The sequence below is a fragment of the Jeotgalicoccus marinus DSM 19772 genome, from assembly GCF_000425825.1.
In the GTDB taxonomy this organism is placed as follows: Bacteria; Bacillota; Bacilli; order Staphylococcales; family Salinicoccaceae; genus Jeotgalicoccus; species Jeotgalicoccus marinus.
The window spans coordinates 54,817-71,886 of sequence record NZ_AUEE01000008.1 but is presented as its reverse complement, the minus strand read 5'-3'; the positions used below and the strand labels follow the sequence as shown (position 1 = coordinate 71,886).

General features: G+C 36.6%; 16 protein-coding genes and 1 pseudogene. 6 read left to right on the top strand and 11 right to left on the bottom strand.

The genetic code is table 11. The annotated features are described in order from the left end of the window. The first annotated feature begins 77 nt into the window (after positions 1 to 77). On the top strand, positions 78 to 455 hold the full coding sequence (locus H624_RS0105990; protein WP_026866775.1) for a VOC family protein: 378 nt from the start codon (positions 78 to 80) through the stop codon (positions 453 to 455). A gap of 54 nt (positions 456 to 509) precedes the next feature. Here H624_RS0105990 and H624_RS12590 read toward each other — a convergent pair whose 3' ends face one another. Both H624_RS12590 and H624_RS0105980 read right to left on the bottom strand, forming a co-directional pair. Further along, positions 510 to 659, bottom strand: a complete 150-nt coding sequence (locus H624_RS12590; RefSeq protein WP_156889151.1) for a hypothetical protein — start codon at positions 657 to 659, stop codon at positions 510 to 512. Between the two features lie 319 nt (positions 660 to 978). Then, on the bottom strand, positions 979 to 1,770 hold the full coding sequence (locus H624_RS0105980) for a class I SAM-dependent methyltransferase (protein ID WP_026866774.1): 792 nt from the start codon (positions 1,768 to 1,770) through the stop codon (positions 979 to 981). A gap of 116 nt (positions 1,771 to 1,886) precedes the next feature. On the opposite strand from H624_RS0105980, the gene H624_RS12690 reads away from it, so the two are divergent. Both H624_RS12690 and H624_RS0105970 read left to right on the top strand, forming a co-directional pair. Next, entirely contained in the window at positions 1,887 to 2,063 is a 177-nt protein-coding gene (locus tag H624_RS12690; RefSeq protein WP_166627069.1) for a hypothetical protein, read from the top strand. Positions 2,064 to 2,133: 70 nt separating this feature from the next. Then, positions 2,134 to 3,612, top strand: a complete 1,479-nt coding sequence (locus H624_RS0105970; RefSeq protein ID WP_026866773.1) for an MDR family MFS transporter — start codon at positions 2,134 to 2,136, stop codon at positions 3,610 to 3,612. A 51-nt stretch (positions 3,613 to 3,663) separates the two neighbouring features. Here the strand turns inward: H624_RS0105970 and pepT are convergent, their stop codons facing one another. From pepT to H624_RS0105955, 3 genes are read right to left on the bottom strand one after another with little or no spacing between them, the layout of a single operon-like run. Next, positions 3,664 to 4,884, bottom strand: coding sequence for a peptidase T (pepT, locus tag H624_RS0105965; protein WP_026866772.1), 1,221 nt, complete (start codon positions 4,882 to 4,884; stop codon positions 3,664 to 3,666). An 18-nt stretch (positions 4,885 to 4,902) separates the two neighbouring features. Further along, complete coding sequence (locus H624_RS0105960; protein WP_026866771.1) at positions 4,903 to 5,409, bottom strand: GNAT family N-acetyltransferase; 507 nt, start codon at positions 5,407 to 5,409, stop codon at positions 4,903 to 4,905. Between the two features lie 11 nt (positions 5,410 to 5,420). Next, entirely contained in the window at positions 5,421 to 6,479 is a 1,059-nt protein-coding gene (locus H624_RS0105955; protein ID WP_026866770.1) for a D-alanine--D-alanine ligase family protein, read from the bottom strand. A gap of 180 nt (positions 6,480 to 6,659) precedes the next feature. Between H624_RS0105955 and H624_RS0105950 the strand changes: the two genes are divergently transcribed. From H624_RS0105950 to H624_RS12940, 3 genes and pseudogenes are all read left to right on the top strand, one after another. Then, positions 6,660 to 8,375, top strand: coding sequence for an ABC transporter ATP-binding protein (locus H624_RS0105950; protein ID WP_026866769.1), 1,716 nt, complete (start codon positions 6,660 to 6,662; stop codon positions 8,373 to 8,375). 302 nt (positions 8,376 to 8,677) lie between these two features. Then, positions 8,678 to 9,544, top strand: a complete 867-nt coding sequence (locus H624_RS0105945) for a prephenate dehydratase (protein ID WP_026866768.1) — start codon at positions 8,678 to 8,680, stop codon at positions 9,542 to 9,544. Beyond that, positions 9,522 to 10,713 (top strand): annotated as a pseudogene (locus H624_RS12940) (dicarboxylate/amino acid:cation symporter). The gene H624_RS0105945 and the pseudogene H624_RS12940 overlap by 23 nt, the downstream one beginning before the upstream one ends. A 104-nt stretch (positions 10,714 to 10,817) precedes the next feature. Here the strand turns inward: H624_RS12940 and H624_RS0105935 are convergent. From H624_RS0105935 to H624_RS0105910, 6 genes are all read right to left on the bottom strand, one after another. Beyond that, a complete protein-coding gene (locus H624_RS0105935) occupies positions 10,818 to 12,224 on the bottom strand; it encodes a purine-cytosine permease family protein (protein ID WP_026866767.1) in 1,407 nt (468 codons plus the stop codon). A 266-nt stretch (positions 12,225 to 12,490) separates the two neighbouring features. Then, positions 12,491 to 13,807: a putative glycoside hydrolase gene (locus H624_RS0105930; RefSeq protein WP_051220499.1), complete on the bottom strand. Its 1,317-nt coding sequence runs from the start codon at positions 13,805 to 13,807 to the stop codon at positions 12,491 to 12,493. Next, positions 13,804 to 15,099 (bottom strand): polysaccharide deacetylase family protein, encoded by a 1,296-nt coding sequence (locus H624_RS12855; RefSeq protein ID WP_084145745.1) that lies wholly within the window; start codon positions 15,097 to 15,099, stop codon positions 13,804 to 13,806. Before H624_RS12855 ends, H624_RS0105930 begins: the two co-directional genes overlap by 4 nt. Positions 15,100 to 15,184: 85 nt before the next feature. Continuing rightward, on the bottom strand, positions 15,185 to 15,349 hold the full coding sequence (locus H624_RS12585) for a hypothetical protein (protein WP_156889150.1): 165 nt from the start codon (positions 15,347 to 15,349) through the stop codon (positions 15,185 to 15,187). A 3-nt stretch (positions 15,350 to 15,352) separates the two neighbouring features. Beyond that, positions 15,353 to 15,937: a nitroreductase family protein gene (locus H624_RS0105915; protein WP_026866765.1), complete on the bottom strand. Its 585-nt coding sequence runs from the start codon at positions 15,935 to 15,937 to the stop codon at positions 15,353 to 15,355. A 20-nt stretch (positions 15,938 to 15,957) separates the two neighbouring features. After that, positions 15,958 to 16,776 carry an alpha/beta hydrolase gene (locus H624_RS0105910; protein WP_026866764.1) on the bottom strand — a complete coding sequence of 273 codons (819 nt, stop codon included), beginning with the start codon at positions 16,774 to 16,776 and terminating at the stop codon, positions 15,958 to 15,960. Positions 16,777 to 17,070 lie beyond the last annotated feature (294 nt).

Below are 17,070 nucleotides of genomic sequence, written 5' to 3'. Positions count from 1 at the left end.
GGAACAGAATCTATCTGTTCTAATCTGTTTAATTAGGATTGTAAACAATACTACATCAGTTGTAAAGGGGTATTTTAATGAAAGCTGCCATGCCGCTTATATCATTTAATGGAACAGCATTTTCAGCCATAGAATATTATAAGGAAATATTTAGAGATTTAGAGATTTTACAGTTTTTAAACTATGAAAATTCATCTAAAGTGCAACAGGCTGTCATAAGTATTGGAGATTTAAATATTGTAGTTAGAGATGCAGAGATTCCAACAGGTACAAGGTTTAATCCTGAAGTTTCTTTATATTTAGAGTGTGAAAGTTTGGAGGAGATCGAACTTTTATATAGAAAGTTAAAAAAGAATGGTGCCATACACGTACCACTTGATGATTATAATTTGAGTAAACGCTATGCAATAGTACAAGATCAGTTCGGCTTGTACTGGCAATTAAATTTAAGCTAAAAAAAGCCATTCCTCTCTCTACAGGAATGGCTAAAATTTATTTAATTAACTGAATTATAGTGATAAAGCACTGATTAATTTGTTTAAGAAAGGACGCTTAACTTCTTTATCTGATTTGTTGTCTTTTAAAATTGCATTATTATACGCCATCTCTTTAAATTCTTTCATACGAACTTCTGCAGTAATCTTATCTGAGATTATCATTTCTTTCCCTCCCTATTTATAAAAATTTCATTAGAGTATTTTTCTGTACCTCTTTATGTATCTTTATAATACTATATATACCAAGGGATTTCAAAGATTATGTGATGTTATATTCAAAGTAAATATATTGACAATTATTAGTTAATTCAGGAATGTAAGTATTAATTTAAAGTGAAATTTCACCATATTACACACATACAATAAAACATACAATAAAATGTATTTTTATACTAATTGTTTTCGCTTTCATACATTAAATAATTATTACACCGCTTACATAAAAAAATACAAAAATAAGAGGAAGCGAAATTTTCGCTTCCTATTTCCTCATATTTTTTAATATAGCTACGTTTAAAACATGGGGTGCTTTATGTTTTTTTGATTCATCTAAATGATCTAATAGACCGGCAATCTCTTCAAGTACTTTATCCTTTTGTTTTTTCTTAAATCTCACTAGCCAAGATGATGTACCTAAACGTGCAATCCATTCTTGATCTGTGAATTTCACCTTATACTCTTTTTTGAAAAATTCTTCAATTGAAAACTTACCGTGCTTCCAGTCGCTAAACCACTCTACTGGAAACCCATTAATCATCTGTAGAGAATCTTCTTTTGAACCCGCAGGGTGTAGTTCCTCATTTTTAGAATGTTTTTTTACAATCTTCATTGAGTCTTTCATCATTTTATTTGAAACTGTAAAGCCAATGTCACCGACAATTAATAGGCCACCTGGTTTCAGTATGCGGCTGATTTCTGCTGTTGCCTTATCACTATCAAACCAATGCCAGGCTCTCATGACAAATACCAAATCATAAGTATCTGACTTCAAATTTGTTTCTTCTGCTGTCCCTTGAGTAAAATTAATACGGTCATTATTACCAACGTATTCCTTACCTAGTTCAATAAAGGCGTCCGAAGGTTCTACTGCATCCACGATTGAACCGTAATCACTTAAAACCTTACTTACAAAACCAGGACCTGCACCAATATCAGCGACAATTGCACCGGATAATTCAATGCCACGACGTTCTAACTCTTCATAAAACATGTTCGGAATATCATTTCGATGCTGCAAGTATTCCTCAGCGTAATTATGAAAATTCGTCTTCATTATAAGGATTCTCCTCCCAATAAACTACTTTATTTATATTATCAAGCTATTTTACTCCCTTGTCCACCTTGAGGTTTGTTAGAATTTAAGAATAACAGTTTTATAGGAGGAAATCTATGACACGTTTACTGTCTTCATTAGTCTTAATGGCAATAGCTGTCTTCGGCATAAATTGGATTATTGAAACATTCTTACCTTCGATACCAGACAATTATGCTTTACCAATAAGTGTTTTACTTGGTATAACGATTGGATTCTTTATCTATATTCAAATTGATAATAGAATTGGGTAGTTTTTAATGAAATTTTATTTAAAGTAGGGTATAATATATAAATTGATTTTTTATATAAAGGGGAGACAACATGTCAGAAACCGTACAATCTAAACCGGATTATAGACTTATTATTATCTTGTTATCCGGTGCATTTATTTCGTTTTTATCGAACACATTTCTTAACGTCGCCCTACCCGCTATCAAAAATGATTTCGGCGTATCCACTTCTGCAGTCCAATGGGTATCTACCGCTTACATGCTCGTTTCTGGAATCATTATTCCTACAACAGCTTACTTAATGCAAAAATTTAGTGCGAAATCCTTATTCTTAGCTGCTATGGGCTTATTCTTAATCGGAACGATTGTTTCTGGCTTCGCACCTGCTTTTATCGTCTTAATTATTGGTCGTATGATTCAAGCGTCAGGTTCAGCGATGCTGATGCCACTCTTGATGAACATTATGATCGTAAGCTTCCCGCCTAACCAACGCGGGACAGCTATGGGGCTTTTCAGTCTCGTTATGTTCTTTGCCCCAGCAATTGGGCCAACCGTATCAGGTATAGTCGTAGAACGTTACAGCTGGCATATGTTGTTCTTTATGATGATTCCAATTTTAGTGATTGTGTTAGGGGTTGGATTCTGGAAGTTACCGAAGATTAAACAGCATAAAGAAGCACATATTGATATACCTTCTATTATTCTATCTACAATTGGTTTTGGCGGCGTGCTTTACGGACTAAGTTCTGCTGGTGAATATGGACTTGCAGATACAAGAGTCCTCATTCCATTGTTCATCGGGCTTGCTGGTGTAACAACCTACGTACTTCGTCAGATGAAACTCGAACACCCAATGTTAGACTTTAGAGTCTATAAATACCCGATGTACACGATTGCATCGATCATTATCGGAGCAGCAAACATGGCACTTTTTGCGGGTATGATTCTCATTCCAATTTTCATGCAAGATATACAAGGCTTAAGTCCTTTAGATACAGGATTATTGATGCTTCCTGGTGCTTTAATTATGGGCTTCATGAGCCCTGTTTCAGGTAAGCTATTTGATATGTATGGTCCAAAAAATATGGCGGTTATTGGCTTAACCATTGCGGTAGTCACAACCTTCTTCTTAAGTCGACTAGAAATTGATACACCATTCTCTTATCTATTAACAATTTACATGGTTCGTGCACTCGGGATGACACTCGTAAACACTCCAGTTATGACGAATGGCATGAATTCACTACCGCCTCACTTAACACCACATGGGTCATCATTAAATAGTATGTTGAACCAGGTGAGTGGTTCGATTGGTATAGCCCTACTCATTACAGTTATGCAAACCTATACCAACTTACAGTTAAGAGGAATGGACAATCCAACTGAGACAATGATTAATCAAGCAACCTTAGATGGTATTAACTTAGCCTTCTTAGTCGGCACAGGCTTCTTATTCATTGGTTTAGTTTCAGCTTTCTTCTTAAAACGTATCGTCCCAGGCGATGTCATTGGCCAATCCTTTAATAAGGCAAGACCAATCGATGATGAAGTTAAAAAATTGAATAAGTAATGTAAAAGGATTACTGTGAATTCACAGTAATCCTTTTTCTTATGTTCTTCCTTATTTTGCATTTAATTCTATAATCTTAATAATAGTCTGTGTCGCCTTTTCCATATCGTCTATGGATGCAAATTCGAATTTACCATGGAAGTTCTCTCCACCGGTGAAGAGGTTCGGTGTTGGCAGTCCTTTATATGATAATTGAGAACCGTCTGTACCGCCTCTAACAGGTTCTATAACCGCTTCAATACCTAAGTCTGCCATAGCTTGTTTAGCAAGTTCAACTGGTGTCATATCTTTTTCAATAATTTCTTTCATGTTGTAATACTGATCATTTAATTCTAATTGAATATCTGCTTCTGGGTATTTATCGATAAATGAATCGACTACTTTTTGAACATGTGATTTACGTTCTTTAAAGGCGCCTTGATCAAAGTCTCTAATAATCATATTGAATTCAGCATTTTCAACATCACCTACTAAGTTTGTCACATGGTAAAAACCTTCATAACCTGATGTATGTTCAGGTGTGTCATGCACATCAAATGATGCAACGATTTCTGACATAATACGTGCGGCATTCACCATTGTGTCCTTAGCCGTACCCGGATGGACGCTGTTACCCGTAACCTTAACTTTTGCGCCTGCTGCATTGAAGCTTTCATACTGCAGCTCACCTAAAGGACCACCGTCCACCGTATAGGCAAAATCAGCCTTAAATTTATCTACATCAAAGTCATGGGGTCCACGCCCAATTTCTTCGTCAGGTGTGAAGCCAATCCTCACATCACCGTGTTTAATTTCAGGGTGCTCAATTAGATACTCAATGGCAGTCATAATTTCCGTTACACCCGCTTTGTTATCTGCACCAAGTAAGGTCGTGCCATCTGTTGTCATCAATGTATGACCCTTATAGCCGTTTAAATTTGGAAACTGTTCTGGTGTTAAGACGACATTTAAATCTTTATTTAAGACAATATTTCCACCGTCATAGTCGATAACTTGTGGTTTTACATTTGTTCCTGTAAAATCCGTCGCAGTATCTACATGTGCTAAAAATCCAAGCGTTCTTAAGCCCTCTGTATTTTTCGGTAAGGTCGCAAACAAATAACCTTTGCCATCTAAGTCAACATCAGTAAGTCCAAGTTCTTTTAGCTCTTTTGCTAAGACTTTTAATAAGTCCCACTGTTTACTTGTCGATGGTACTGTCTCACTGTTGGCATCAGATTGAGTATCAATTTTTACATATCTAGTTAATCTTTCTATTAATGCACTTTTCACTATAAAACCCCCAAAATTTTATAATTTACTTATATCACTATAGCCATAGATCGATTCGTTAATGTCTACTCCGTCTATAGTAATGATTTCTTCACCGAGTATTTCTCCACCCATATGTTTATAAAAACCTACAGTCGGGTTTTCAGTCAATACTGCAACCGTCATCTTTTTAAATCCACGTTCAGATAGATTCCGAGCAGCAGTTTCAAAAAGTTCACGTCCAATACCTTGACCTTGGACATGTTGATAGGAGTAAATCGCGTAAAGTTCTCCGTCATAATCGGGATAGGTATCCTTATCACGGTTCTCTCCAGCGATTACAAAACCGACAACTTCACCGTCTAACTCAGCTACAAACATCGGCTGAGTATCTGCTGCCGATTGCCAAACCTTTTCTCTTTTTTTCACATCTAGACTGTTAAGGTATGAATCCGGCACAATACCTTTATAGGTAGTATGCCAACTTTCAACTTGAACTTTCGCAATGGCCATGGCATCCTCTACTTTGGCTAAACGTATTTCCACGGTGCGTCCTCCTATGAAAAATCTGTTTTTAAGGCTTTATTTCTTTGGCTTCTATCAATCGATAAGCGGACTAATTCATCAAGTAAGTTGCTATATGGAATACCTGAGACTTCCAACAATTTAGGATACATAGAAATACTCGTGAATCCTGGTAAGGTATTTACTTCGTTGACAATGATTTCACCATCGTTGGTTAAAAAGACATCCACTCTTGCCATACCTTCACAGTCAAGCGCTCTAAAAGTCTCTTTAGCGATTGTCTGAATTTGTTTAGTCTGGCCTTCAGTGAGTTCACTCGGAATGTTCAACACTGCACCGTCATCATCTAAGTACTTTGATTCATAAGAATAAAATTCAGTCTGTGACACGATTTCACCAGGTACTGAGACGAATAAGTCTTCTGCACCAAGGACTGATACTTCGATTTCTCTACCATCAATGCCTTTTTCGATCATCACTTTAGTATCGAACAAGAATGCTAAATCCAAGGCAGTTGTAAATTCTTCTTTACTCGTGACCTTAGATACACCAACTGAAGACCCCTGATTCACAGGTTTGATAAACATCGGTAATCCAAGAATTTCATAAGTAGACTCGAAACTTACTTGGTCCTTATCGAAATAGTTTACCGTTATTCCTTTAGCAGTCTGAATATTTGCAAGATTTAAAAGACGCTTTGTCATATCCTTGTCCATGCATACCGCAGAACTTCTAATACCACATCCTGCATAAGGCACACCTGCTAACTCTAAGAGCCCTTGGATGCTTCCGTCTTCACCAGCTGTACCGTGTAAAATCGGTAAAACTGAATCAAATTCGATTAATTCACTCGCTGTTCTTAAACCGGTTGCAGGTGAGACAAATACTTCTTCTGCCTCTTTGTCACTTACCATTTTAATTTCCTGATTATCATTTAACAGGCGCCATTGTCCATCTTTACTTATATAGATTAAACTGATGTTATATTTATTTTTATCTAGCGCATCTAACACACTCTTAGCTGAGCGCATTGATACCTCGTGTTCTGTCGACTTACCACCGTAAATAATTCCTAAATTAATTTTTGACATGCTAATTCCTCAAATCTCTTAAGACTTTTAAATAAATTTTTTATACTACGATACTTAATTTTACACTAAGAATCTCCATAAGTTAATCATAAGCCAGTACCTTGTATATTTACTCTATTACAGAAATTTTTTAGTGGTATAATCAAGTTGCTCTAACTATTTTATAAGGATGGGAACAGGATGAAGAAATTCTTTTCATACTATGCACCTTACAAAGTCTTGTTCACTGTAGATTTTCTCTCCGCGGTTATTGTCGGCCTTTTGGAGCTATTATTTCCACTTATCGTTAGCACCTTTATTGACGAACTCCTACCGACCGGTAACTGGCAATGGATCCTACTCGCTGCAGCTGGACTTGTAGTGGTGTATTTATTTAATACATTTATGCAATTTATTGTTACATATTGGGGTCATATGCTCGGGACAAATATCGAAAGAGATATTCGTAATGACCTATACGCACATATACAACGCTTATCGTTTCGCTTTTTTGACAATACTAAGACTGGAAAATTACTAACCCGCCTCACTAATGACCTCATGAATATTGGTGAAATGGCTCACCATGGGCCCGAGGACTTATTTATTGCCGTAATGACGCTACTCGGTGCTTTTGGTATTATGTATTACATTCATCCAGAGCTTGCTATAATTTCATTTATCATTGTGCCACTCATACTTGTTATAGCTATTTACTTTAACAAGAAAATGACAGTCGCATTTAGAGAACTATTTGGACGTGTCTCAGATTTCAACCATATGATTGGTGATAAAATCGGTGGTATTCGACTTGTTCAAGCCTTTGCTAAAGAAGATGAAGCGTTAAAAGAATTCAAAAAGATTAATGACCGTTTTAGGGAGACTAAACTTAAGGCCTATAAAATTATGTCTTTTAATAACTCAAGCACCTATATGTTAATGCGTCTCGTTAATGTGTTTATCTTAATTGCTGGTGCTTATTATGTAACAATTGGGGAATTATCTTACGGTGATTTCGCAGCATTTATCTTAATATCCAATGTCCTCTTTAAACCGCTTGAAAAAATTAATGCAGTTATCGAGCTTTACCCGAACGGTATCGCAGGTTTTAAGCATTTCTTAGATACTATGAATGAGAAAAGTGATGTTACTGAGAGGGAAGATGCTATAACACTGACAGATGTTAAAGGAAATATTTCATATGAAAATGTCAGTTTTAAATACGAAGAGAAAAATGTCTTAACAGATATTACTTTTGATATAAAAGTAGGTGAAACCATCGCTTTTGTCGGACCATCTGGTGCGGGTAAAACAACTTTAAGTTCACTCTTACCCCGCTTCTACGATGTGTCTGCAGGAAAGATTACTATCGATGGTCACGATATTAGAGATCTAACCCTGTCTTCTTTAAGGGAAAATATCGGCACAGTGCAACAAGATGTGTCCTTATTCGCAGGTACTCTAAGAGAAAACGTGGCTTACGGTAAGGAAAACGCGACTGACGATGAAATCTATGATGCTCTAGCAAAGGCACAATTAAAAGAACTCATTGATTCCTACCCTCAAGGTTTGAATACGGTTGTCGGTGAACGTGGTGTGAAACTGTCGGGTGGACAAAAACAAAGAATTGCCATTGCACGCATGTTCTTAAAGAACCCACCTATTCTCGTCTTAGATGAAGCCACAAGTGCCTTAGATACTGCAACTGAGTTATACATACAAGAAGCATTGAACCGTCTAGCCGTCGGCCGAACGACCTTAGTCATTGCCCATAGACTGGCAACAATTAAAAATGCTGACCGGATCATGGTCGTGACCAAAGATGGTATTTCTGAGACTGGTACTCATGAAGAGTTATTAAATTTAGAAGGTGGAATATATAAATCGCTGCACCAGGCACAATTTAGTACAATTTAAATTGACAATAATTTTTTAAATTGTTAGAATAATGAACATATAAATTGAGATGAGTGGTTTTATGTTAAATCAAGTAAATATCAGTCAATCAAATACGTACTTTTTCAGCCGTTTTAGATAGGCCTGTATCCACCCCATTACGGATATAGGCATACCTAATCTGTAATGGCTGATTTAATGTCGTGTTAAAAACCAGCCATTAGTAAATCTAATCGGTTGGTCATATATGAAGTTACAATTTCAACCGGTTGGATTCTAGATGAATTCAGCCGGTTTTTTATTATTATTAAGGAGTGTTTCTCATGAAGATTGGTTATCAAGGTGTGCCCGGAAGTTATAGTACTTTAGCTTGTAAGAAATTTGCCGTTGATGCGGAGTATGAGGCAGTCGGATATATGACATTTAAAGTACTCGTTGAAGCTTTATTAAACGACGAAGTCGACTACATCGCCTTGCCTGTTGAAAATTCAACAAGTGGTCCCATTACCCGCACCATTGATTTAATGAAATATTTAGATGTAAAAGCTGTCGAGGAAATTTATATTAAAATTGACCATGCTTTAATATCTAAAAATCCAATTACTCTCGATGAAGTAACAGAAGTATATTCTCATCCAGAGGCTTTAGAACAATGTTATACCTACTTAAGTCAATATCCTAAAATAAAGGTTAAGGAATTTAGTGATACAGCAGGTGCTGTACATATGGTAAAAGAATCAGAGAAGGAAACTATTGCCAGCATCGCAGGTCGTCATGCTGCAGAACTCTATAATATGAATGTCATCCGTGAAAATATTAGTGATAACCCATTAAATACAACCCGGTTTTTAATCTTTACTAAAGCCCTACCTAAAAAAGTATTACATGGTAAAACATCGCTTTATGTAGAATCTGACCACAGTACAGGTTCTCTGAGTCATATTCTTGAAATTTTCACAGCACATGATATCAATCTGGTCTATTTGATGAGTCGACCCATTCAAAACAGACCATTCTCCTATGGGTTTTTTATCGATATAGAAAATGGTTTGAATCGAGAAAATTTCGATAGAGCATTAGAAGCTTTAAAACTTAAAACATCATATGTAAATATATTGGGATCCTATAATAAAGGTGAGATTCCAGAATATAAAGGAGTGATTCAAAATGAAGAAGATACTAACGAGTAGTAAGCACCTATTTACAAGAATCGCCATTGGCTTCGTTATCGGAATCTTACTCGGCTTATTTTTACCACAGTTTTCATTAGATATTAAATTTATTGGTGATATTTACTTAAATATTATTAAAGCCATGATTATCCCGATTATTTTTGTTGCTGTTTCAACAGGGATTATTAATATCGGAAGTGGCAAAGACTTAGGAAGAATTGGTTTTAAAAGCATCATAGTCTTTGTCTGTATGTTTGTCTTCACAGCCGGTATCGGTCTTGTGATTTCATACCTTGTTCGACCAGGTCTAAGAATCGATATCGAAGCGACGGGTTATGACGGTGAGGTGACTTCACCTAGTGCTGAGGATTTCTTCATGAATATCATTCCTGAAAATTTATTTATGGCACTAAGTGAAGGTGACATTCTAGCAACAATTCTATTTACAGTTATTTTTTCAGTTGCCATTGTCGCTGTTGGTAAAGAAGCAGAACCTGTTAAAAACTTCATCAAAAGTAATATTTAAAGTCTTAAACTATATTATGGAACTGACACCCATTGGGGTTATTTCTCTGATGGCCTATGCTGTTGCAGAATACGGTCCCGGAATTTTCTCAGCTCTAGGATTATATATTGTGACTGCTTACGTTGCATGTATCATTGCATTTATTATTGTTATGTTAATTCCAGTTTGGTTATATACAGGACTCACTCCAATTGCCTTTCTTAAAGGTATTTACAAAGTATGGTTAGTTTCATTAGCAACAACAAGTTCAGCAGTGACCCTGCCAACGACAATTCGAGTGACCTCAAATGATTTTAAGGTGAGTGATTCGATTACAAACTTTGTTGTACCACTCGGTACGACGATTAATATGGCGGGCGGTGCCATATCCTTTAGTTTACTCGCTGTATTCGTTTCTGACTTTTACGATATCTCTTTAGGCGTCGGTCAAATTATTTACCTAATTTTCATCGCGACTTTAATTAATATGGCTGCTCCAGGTATCCCAGGTGGCGGTATCGTACTAGGCGCATCCTTCCTATCTCTACTTGGTCTGCCTATAGAATTAATGGGTCCAATCGCTGCAATCTATAGAATATTAGATATGGCTTATACTACTATGAATATTACAGGAGACTCTGCTGCAGCTGTTCTTATTGGGGAGTCTGAAAAACGTAGGTAATGAAAAAAGCGTGAACTCGAATCTAAATCGACTTCGCGATAAATGATGAAAAAAATCGACGTAAAACCTTAACCCCAAGGTCTTTACGTCGATTTTTTAAAGATTTACTTAGATTTTACGATGATATCTCTTTCATCGATATCATGAACTTCGCTTTTTAGGTAGTACTTACCTTTAGTCACATAGGCAATAATAATCGTTAGAACTGCTGCGAGCGCAGCTGCGAAAAATGCTGCTGTACTTTGTAAAAATCCACCCATATAGCCAAGTGCTGCGATTGTACCTAATAAACTAGAAATCAAGAGCGCACCTACACCAACAGGGTTCCATTTAAACAAGTATTCCTGACGTTCTTCATAGTAATTCGGCCCGATCTTCATCAGCCATTTGACAGCAACAAAGTCCGTTACAAGGATCGCTGCCCAAGACATTAAGAATACACCTTGGAATGTTAAAGCTGTATCTAAGTGGTCTACAATACCTGCGAGCATAAGAAACATAGCAGTCAGACCCGCTACAACTACCCAGAATCTTCTACCTGGAGTAAATTTAACAACATTTTCAAAGAAGTTAGATAGTGATAACGAACTACTATAAATGTTCGTCACATTAATACGCACCTGAGTCAGAATTGTAAATAATGCACCACCGATACCGAGTAAGTGAACGATATAAACGCCTGGATTTGGTTCGCTTAAACGGACACCAAACCAGATACCGAGTCCACCCATCACACCGTAACAGAATATTTGCGGGATAAAACCAATTGCAATTGATCCACCTTTAATGTGCCCAGGTTTTAAGAATCTTGCGTAGTCTGAGGCAATTAAGGCTGTTAAGCCAATAATACCATGCTGCATACCAATACATAATAAGAGTGCTGTTCCACCAATTTGAACGCCTTCAGGCATATATGTCCAGAATGCACCGTCATATTGTGATGGTGTAAAGAATGACACAACAATGGCTGTAATTAAAAATATAAAGAATATAGGTAAAGACCATTTTTGGAGTTTATCCAGTTGTTTGATACCAAACCAGTTTAGAGGTATAACGAGTAATCCAAAAAATACAATGAGAATCCAAACAGGGATTACAGGAAAGAATTCATGTACTGCGTAAACAAGAATCATGCCTTCTAAGGCACAGTACATAATAAAGTTAGAAGCGTAAATTAAAGATGTCAGTGAAGCACCTATGTATCCAAATCCTCCACCACGTGACATTAAGTTGACGTTCATACCAGAACGTGCGGATAGGTATGCGATAACTGAACCCATAACACCTGCAACAATAATTGCATATAAGGCAGAAATCATCGCGTTGATTGCGCCGAACTGTAGTGCCATAACACTACCTATTTGAAAATAGAAGATTGCTGTTGCGATACCAAATGTAATATTGGTAATACTCAACCAGCCCATTTTTCTTTCATTGAAAGGTACCTTTGATAAGGAGTGATCGCTTTCTTCTGTTTGTACATTCTGATCTGTTGTATTCACAGACCCCATACTTACCATCTCCATTCATCTGAAATTTTAGTTTATCACTTTTCAGAAACTTATATAATGTACCTTAAAAATGCCAATAAATCAACTCCGGATGTGAAATAAGTAACTTCTCTGTGAAATTTCATTCATATTTACTATGAAATAATCCTTAAACTTTATAGAAATAATATTTCATTTATTTGTGAAAAGTTAATAAATAAAGGCGTTTTTGACATTAAAAAAACGTAAGACCCTTATATAAAAGGCTCTCACGTCTTATCACTTTCTTAATAATTCGTATCTGTTGAATAATCGTTTGAGGAATTCCAAATTAAGTATTCCTCCACTCCATTGTCGTTTAGAGCTTGAATTTGTGCTTCGACTTCTGCTGGTCCATATTCAAGATAATTTCCAAGTCCTAAATAAGATGCTGTAAAGTCTTGAATCCAAGGTCTTGATTTTGGTGGATCATCTAAGGCACCTAAGACCTCGTTTTCAACCTTCATATAATCATCAATGACGCCATAAGGTTCGGTATCAGGAGTATCATAGCCAAATGCACCTGCACCCCAGTGAGAAGGGTAAATCATCGATGAAATTACATCAACATTATTAGATATTTGCGAGAAGTTTTGACCGATACCAGGTGCTTCTCTTTGTGTCGCTGCATAACCAAACACATCTACTGATACTTCAACTCCATAGGGTTCTAAGCGTTCTTTTGCATAGGCAACAAAGTCTGTTACAGCACTGACACGTTGCTGGACTTCATCCTCTTCTGAGTCCGCATAATCACCAAAACTATACTGCAGTTCTGATGACATCGTTTCAAATGCTTCTGGGAATCTCACATAGTCAAATTGTATCTCTTTAAAGCCTAGCTTAGCAGCTTCAATGGCAATATCAACATTATAATCCCATACTTCTTTTAAGAATGGATTTACAAAGCTTTCTCCACTTCCGTTTTGCCAAACTGAGCCCTCGGAATTTACAAATGATAAGTCTGGTCTATCTTGAGCGAGACGTGAATCCTTAAATACAACAATTCGACCAATAGGATATATATCATTCTCTTCCATTTGTTGCATTAAGTTTTCACCATCTACATAGTTCTGCATAAAGCGTTTGCTTTCTTCACCCTCAGTGTCTAATTCCATCATGATATCTCCAATATCTTCTTTTACATCAAGTACCATAGAATTAAGTTCTGTATTGTTAATAAGATCAATAAGTGATTGCATACGATCTCCACCTGCAGAATATGCAGTAACATAGACGCCTTTAACCCCATCTTCTGGGTATGGAATATCAACGCCCGATTCAAAACCGAAAGCAGAAGTACTTCCCTCTTTTAGTGAGTATAAGGGCCCCTCATTTATATTCATAGTTGGTGATTCACTGTCTGTTTGCTCAGTTTCTTCACCTTCTGAATCTGCTTCTTCCTCTTGATCATTGCTTTCTTCTGTATTTTGATCTTCTGTATTTTCCTCATTCGTTGCAACATCTTCTTCAGAAGCATTTTCAGCATTAATCGCTATTCCTAAAAGTATAAATAAGACGACGAGTATACTACCAACTAAAATTAAGAAATTCCGAGTACTCATTGATCCACCCCACCTTCAACTTGAATTGTTTTCGGATCAACTAAAGTATAGCCTTTATCTCTTAGACCCGTAACGATGTCAGGCAGTGCTTCTTTAGTCCACTGTCTGTCATGCATAAGTAAATTGGCACCATCATTAAGCACTTCTGTGTTTGTCATAATCTCCGCTAATGCAGAAGGTTCTTGATATTCAGGTTCCCAGTCATAACCATAGGTCCAGTTCATTACCGTCATCCCTTCATCCTTAGCAACCTCTATTGAAGTGTCATTGTTTACTCCAAATGGTGCTCTGAAGAATTTTGGACGCTCACCAATTACCGCTTCAACTAAGTCATTTGTGTCCACAATCTCTAACTCAGTATTCTCTGGAGACATTTCACCTAAATTCGGGTGGTTATAAGTATGATTCCCAATGGCAAATCCTAGATCATAAATCTCTTTTAGAGCTGCCTTACCTTCTTCAGATTCTAAATACATTCCGTTTACAAAGAATATAGCCGGTGCATCTAGCTCTTTTAATGTATGTGCCATTTCTACAGCATGTTGATCTGGTGCGTCATCAATCGTAATCAATGCTACACTGGCATCTGTCGCCTCTTCAATCGGGGTAATCTCTGATGTATCTGGGTTTACTTGGTAAAGTGGTTCTACTTCTTCCTCTGAATCTTCAGCCTGTTCTGCGCTATTGTTACTTTCATTATTGCCATTCACAGCGGAGATTTGTGTATTAACTGACTCATATTGTGATTTTACATCCTCATACGTACTGTTAATGGATGACATCCCTTCAGTCATCGTCGTATAGTCTGCATCATCTTGAATAAGCGCATCATAATACGATCTTTCTTCATCTAATAAACTGTTGTAAGCTTCTTGAAACCCTTGAACCTCATTTGTTAGGGCTGAAACTGCATCTTTTGTTTGATTTAATTCCGCCTCATCAATCTCTGAATCTTCTTCAACATTTATGCTTTCCAGGTCCTCATTTATACCTGTTAATTCATCAGCAATTTCAGTAAGATTATCGACCGCTTCTTGCCTCTGATTTAACTTTTCAAATAGATTAGATTCTTCATTTTTAAAAGCTTCTAAGGATTCGTCGGTTAAAGCCTCAGCTGTTAATTCAGTAGTTTCACTTTCATATTGACTCAGCTGGTTCAAAATCTCAACAAGTTGAACAGAAACATCCTCATTAAAAGACTGTTTACTTGCTTCATATTTATCTTCTGGGTTTGAACAAGCTGTTAGTATCAATATTAGTGATAGTAAAACGCTAAATATGTATTTTTGCATTAAATCACCTCATATAAAATAAAAAAAGTAATCCCTTATAATAAGAGATTACCCTATTCTATGCATTTCAATACATATTTCTTTATCATTCTGAATCAGAATTTATACTGACACTACAATAGACGCCGCCGACAAAAAAGATCAATACAAAAAGATACACAATGAAGTTATATTCAATTGGTATGACCGTGCCAACGCTAAACATCAGCAAGGTTGCGATTAAAAATAATACAATTGCTAATTTTTTCATCTACTAATTGTCCTCTGTTATCCACACTGTTTTTTCAGTGAATGGTTGACGTTTTGCAACAGGTTCTTTTTTCATATCCGCTTCACCTATAAATATTGCACCTAATATCTCTTCATGGTCGCCGAGGTTGAAATATGATTTTACTGGCTCACACTCATAGGCTGGCCCACTCTTCCATATGGCCCCATACCCCATTCCATGTGCTTCTAACAAGATGTTTTGTATAGCTGCAGCAACGGCAGAATGATCTTCTGAATAAATACCTTTCCCTGTTTCATCATGGCTTAGAGCCACGAGAATAATAGTTGGTGCAATCAGGGGTTTGTTCATCATCTTATTGATGCGTTTTTGTCCACTCTCACTGTTTGGGTCATCGACAAGCGTCTTTGCCCATTCACCCATAACCCGTGATAATGGCAGGCGGCCATCACCTTGGAGCACAAAAAACTTCCATGGCTCAGTACGATGATGATTAGGCGCCATTATTGCTGCTTGAAGCAGCTGTTCAACATCATTTTTAGATATTGGTTCTATATCCTTAAATATTTTTATGCTTCGTCTGGATTGAATTGCTTCACTTACGTCCATTATTAAAACTCCTTTTCTAGTTATAACCGCGCGTCTATCCATGACATGATCGTATCAAATATTTCATTTTTCTTAGTGAACTCATTAAATATCTCATGCTCTAGTTCAGGGTAAATAATCAGTTCTTTATCAGAACTTGAGATTTCATCATGCAGTTGCTCTGAATCTTTAACAGACACAAGCCCGTCATTTTCACCGTGTAAGATTAAAATAGGGTCCTTAAAATCACTAGCCTCTAGCTTAAGATATTCAACACCTTTTTGGATTGTACGAATTAAACCAACAGAAATTCGCTTCTTGTTCAAGGCATCCTCTACATAGTGTTTACGGACAATCTCAGTTGAACAAATACCGTCACCGAGCTCATTTTTTACGTAATCGTTCGTATCAAGCCCGACTGGTATTTCTTCAAAAATATCATTGTTAAAGCGTGTTAGGGCACCAGAAGTGATATAACCGTCAATCTTCTGTGGATATTTCGTACCGTATAAAGCTGCGGTGTAGCCACCCATGCTGTGGCCGATAATGAATAGCTTCTGATTCTCGAATTGTTTTCTAGCGTATAAAACAATAGCCCCTAGATCATCCGTAATTTCGTCGACTTCAGAGTAAAAAGTTTCCTCACCTGAAGAATGACCATGTCCCCTTTGATCGTAACGAATGACGTTAAAACCATTTCGAATTAGAGTTCCAGCAAAATCATCGTAACGTCCCAAATGTTCAGCTAAACCATGTACAATGACGATTGTCGCTTTAGCATTTTCCGGTTGCTCCTGAGTTTGAATTTTGGTATATAGGAGCGTACCATCCTTAGATTCAATGTATTTTACAAATGACATATAATCACTCCAATCTATCTTACATGAAATTATAACCTTATTTCGCTTAAATTGCATAAAGAAACACGTTTAGCTATCATAGAAATAAATACAATTTGAAAGGTAATATATGTCTACTCTAACAAAATACATACTGTCATTTATAAGCGGTCTATCGCTTTACCTCATCATGTTTGTCGCTTTGGTCTACTTCAATTTCATCTACTATACAACAGGTTTTTTCGCATTTATTATATTTGTGTTTATTGTATCTGTAGTATTTAGATCACTCGCATACAAATTCGCAACAAAAAA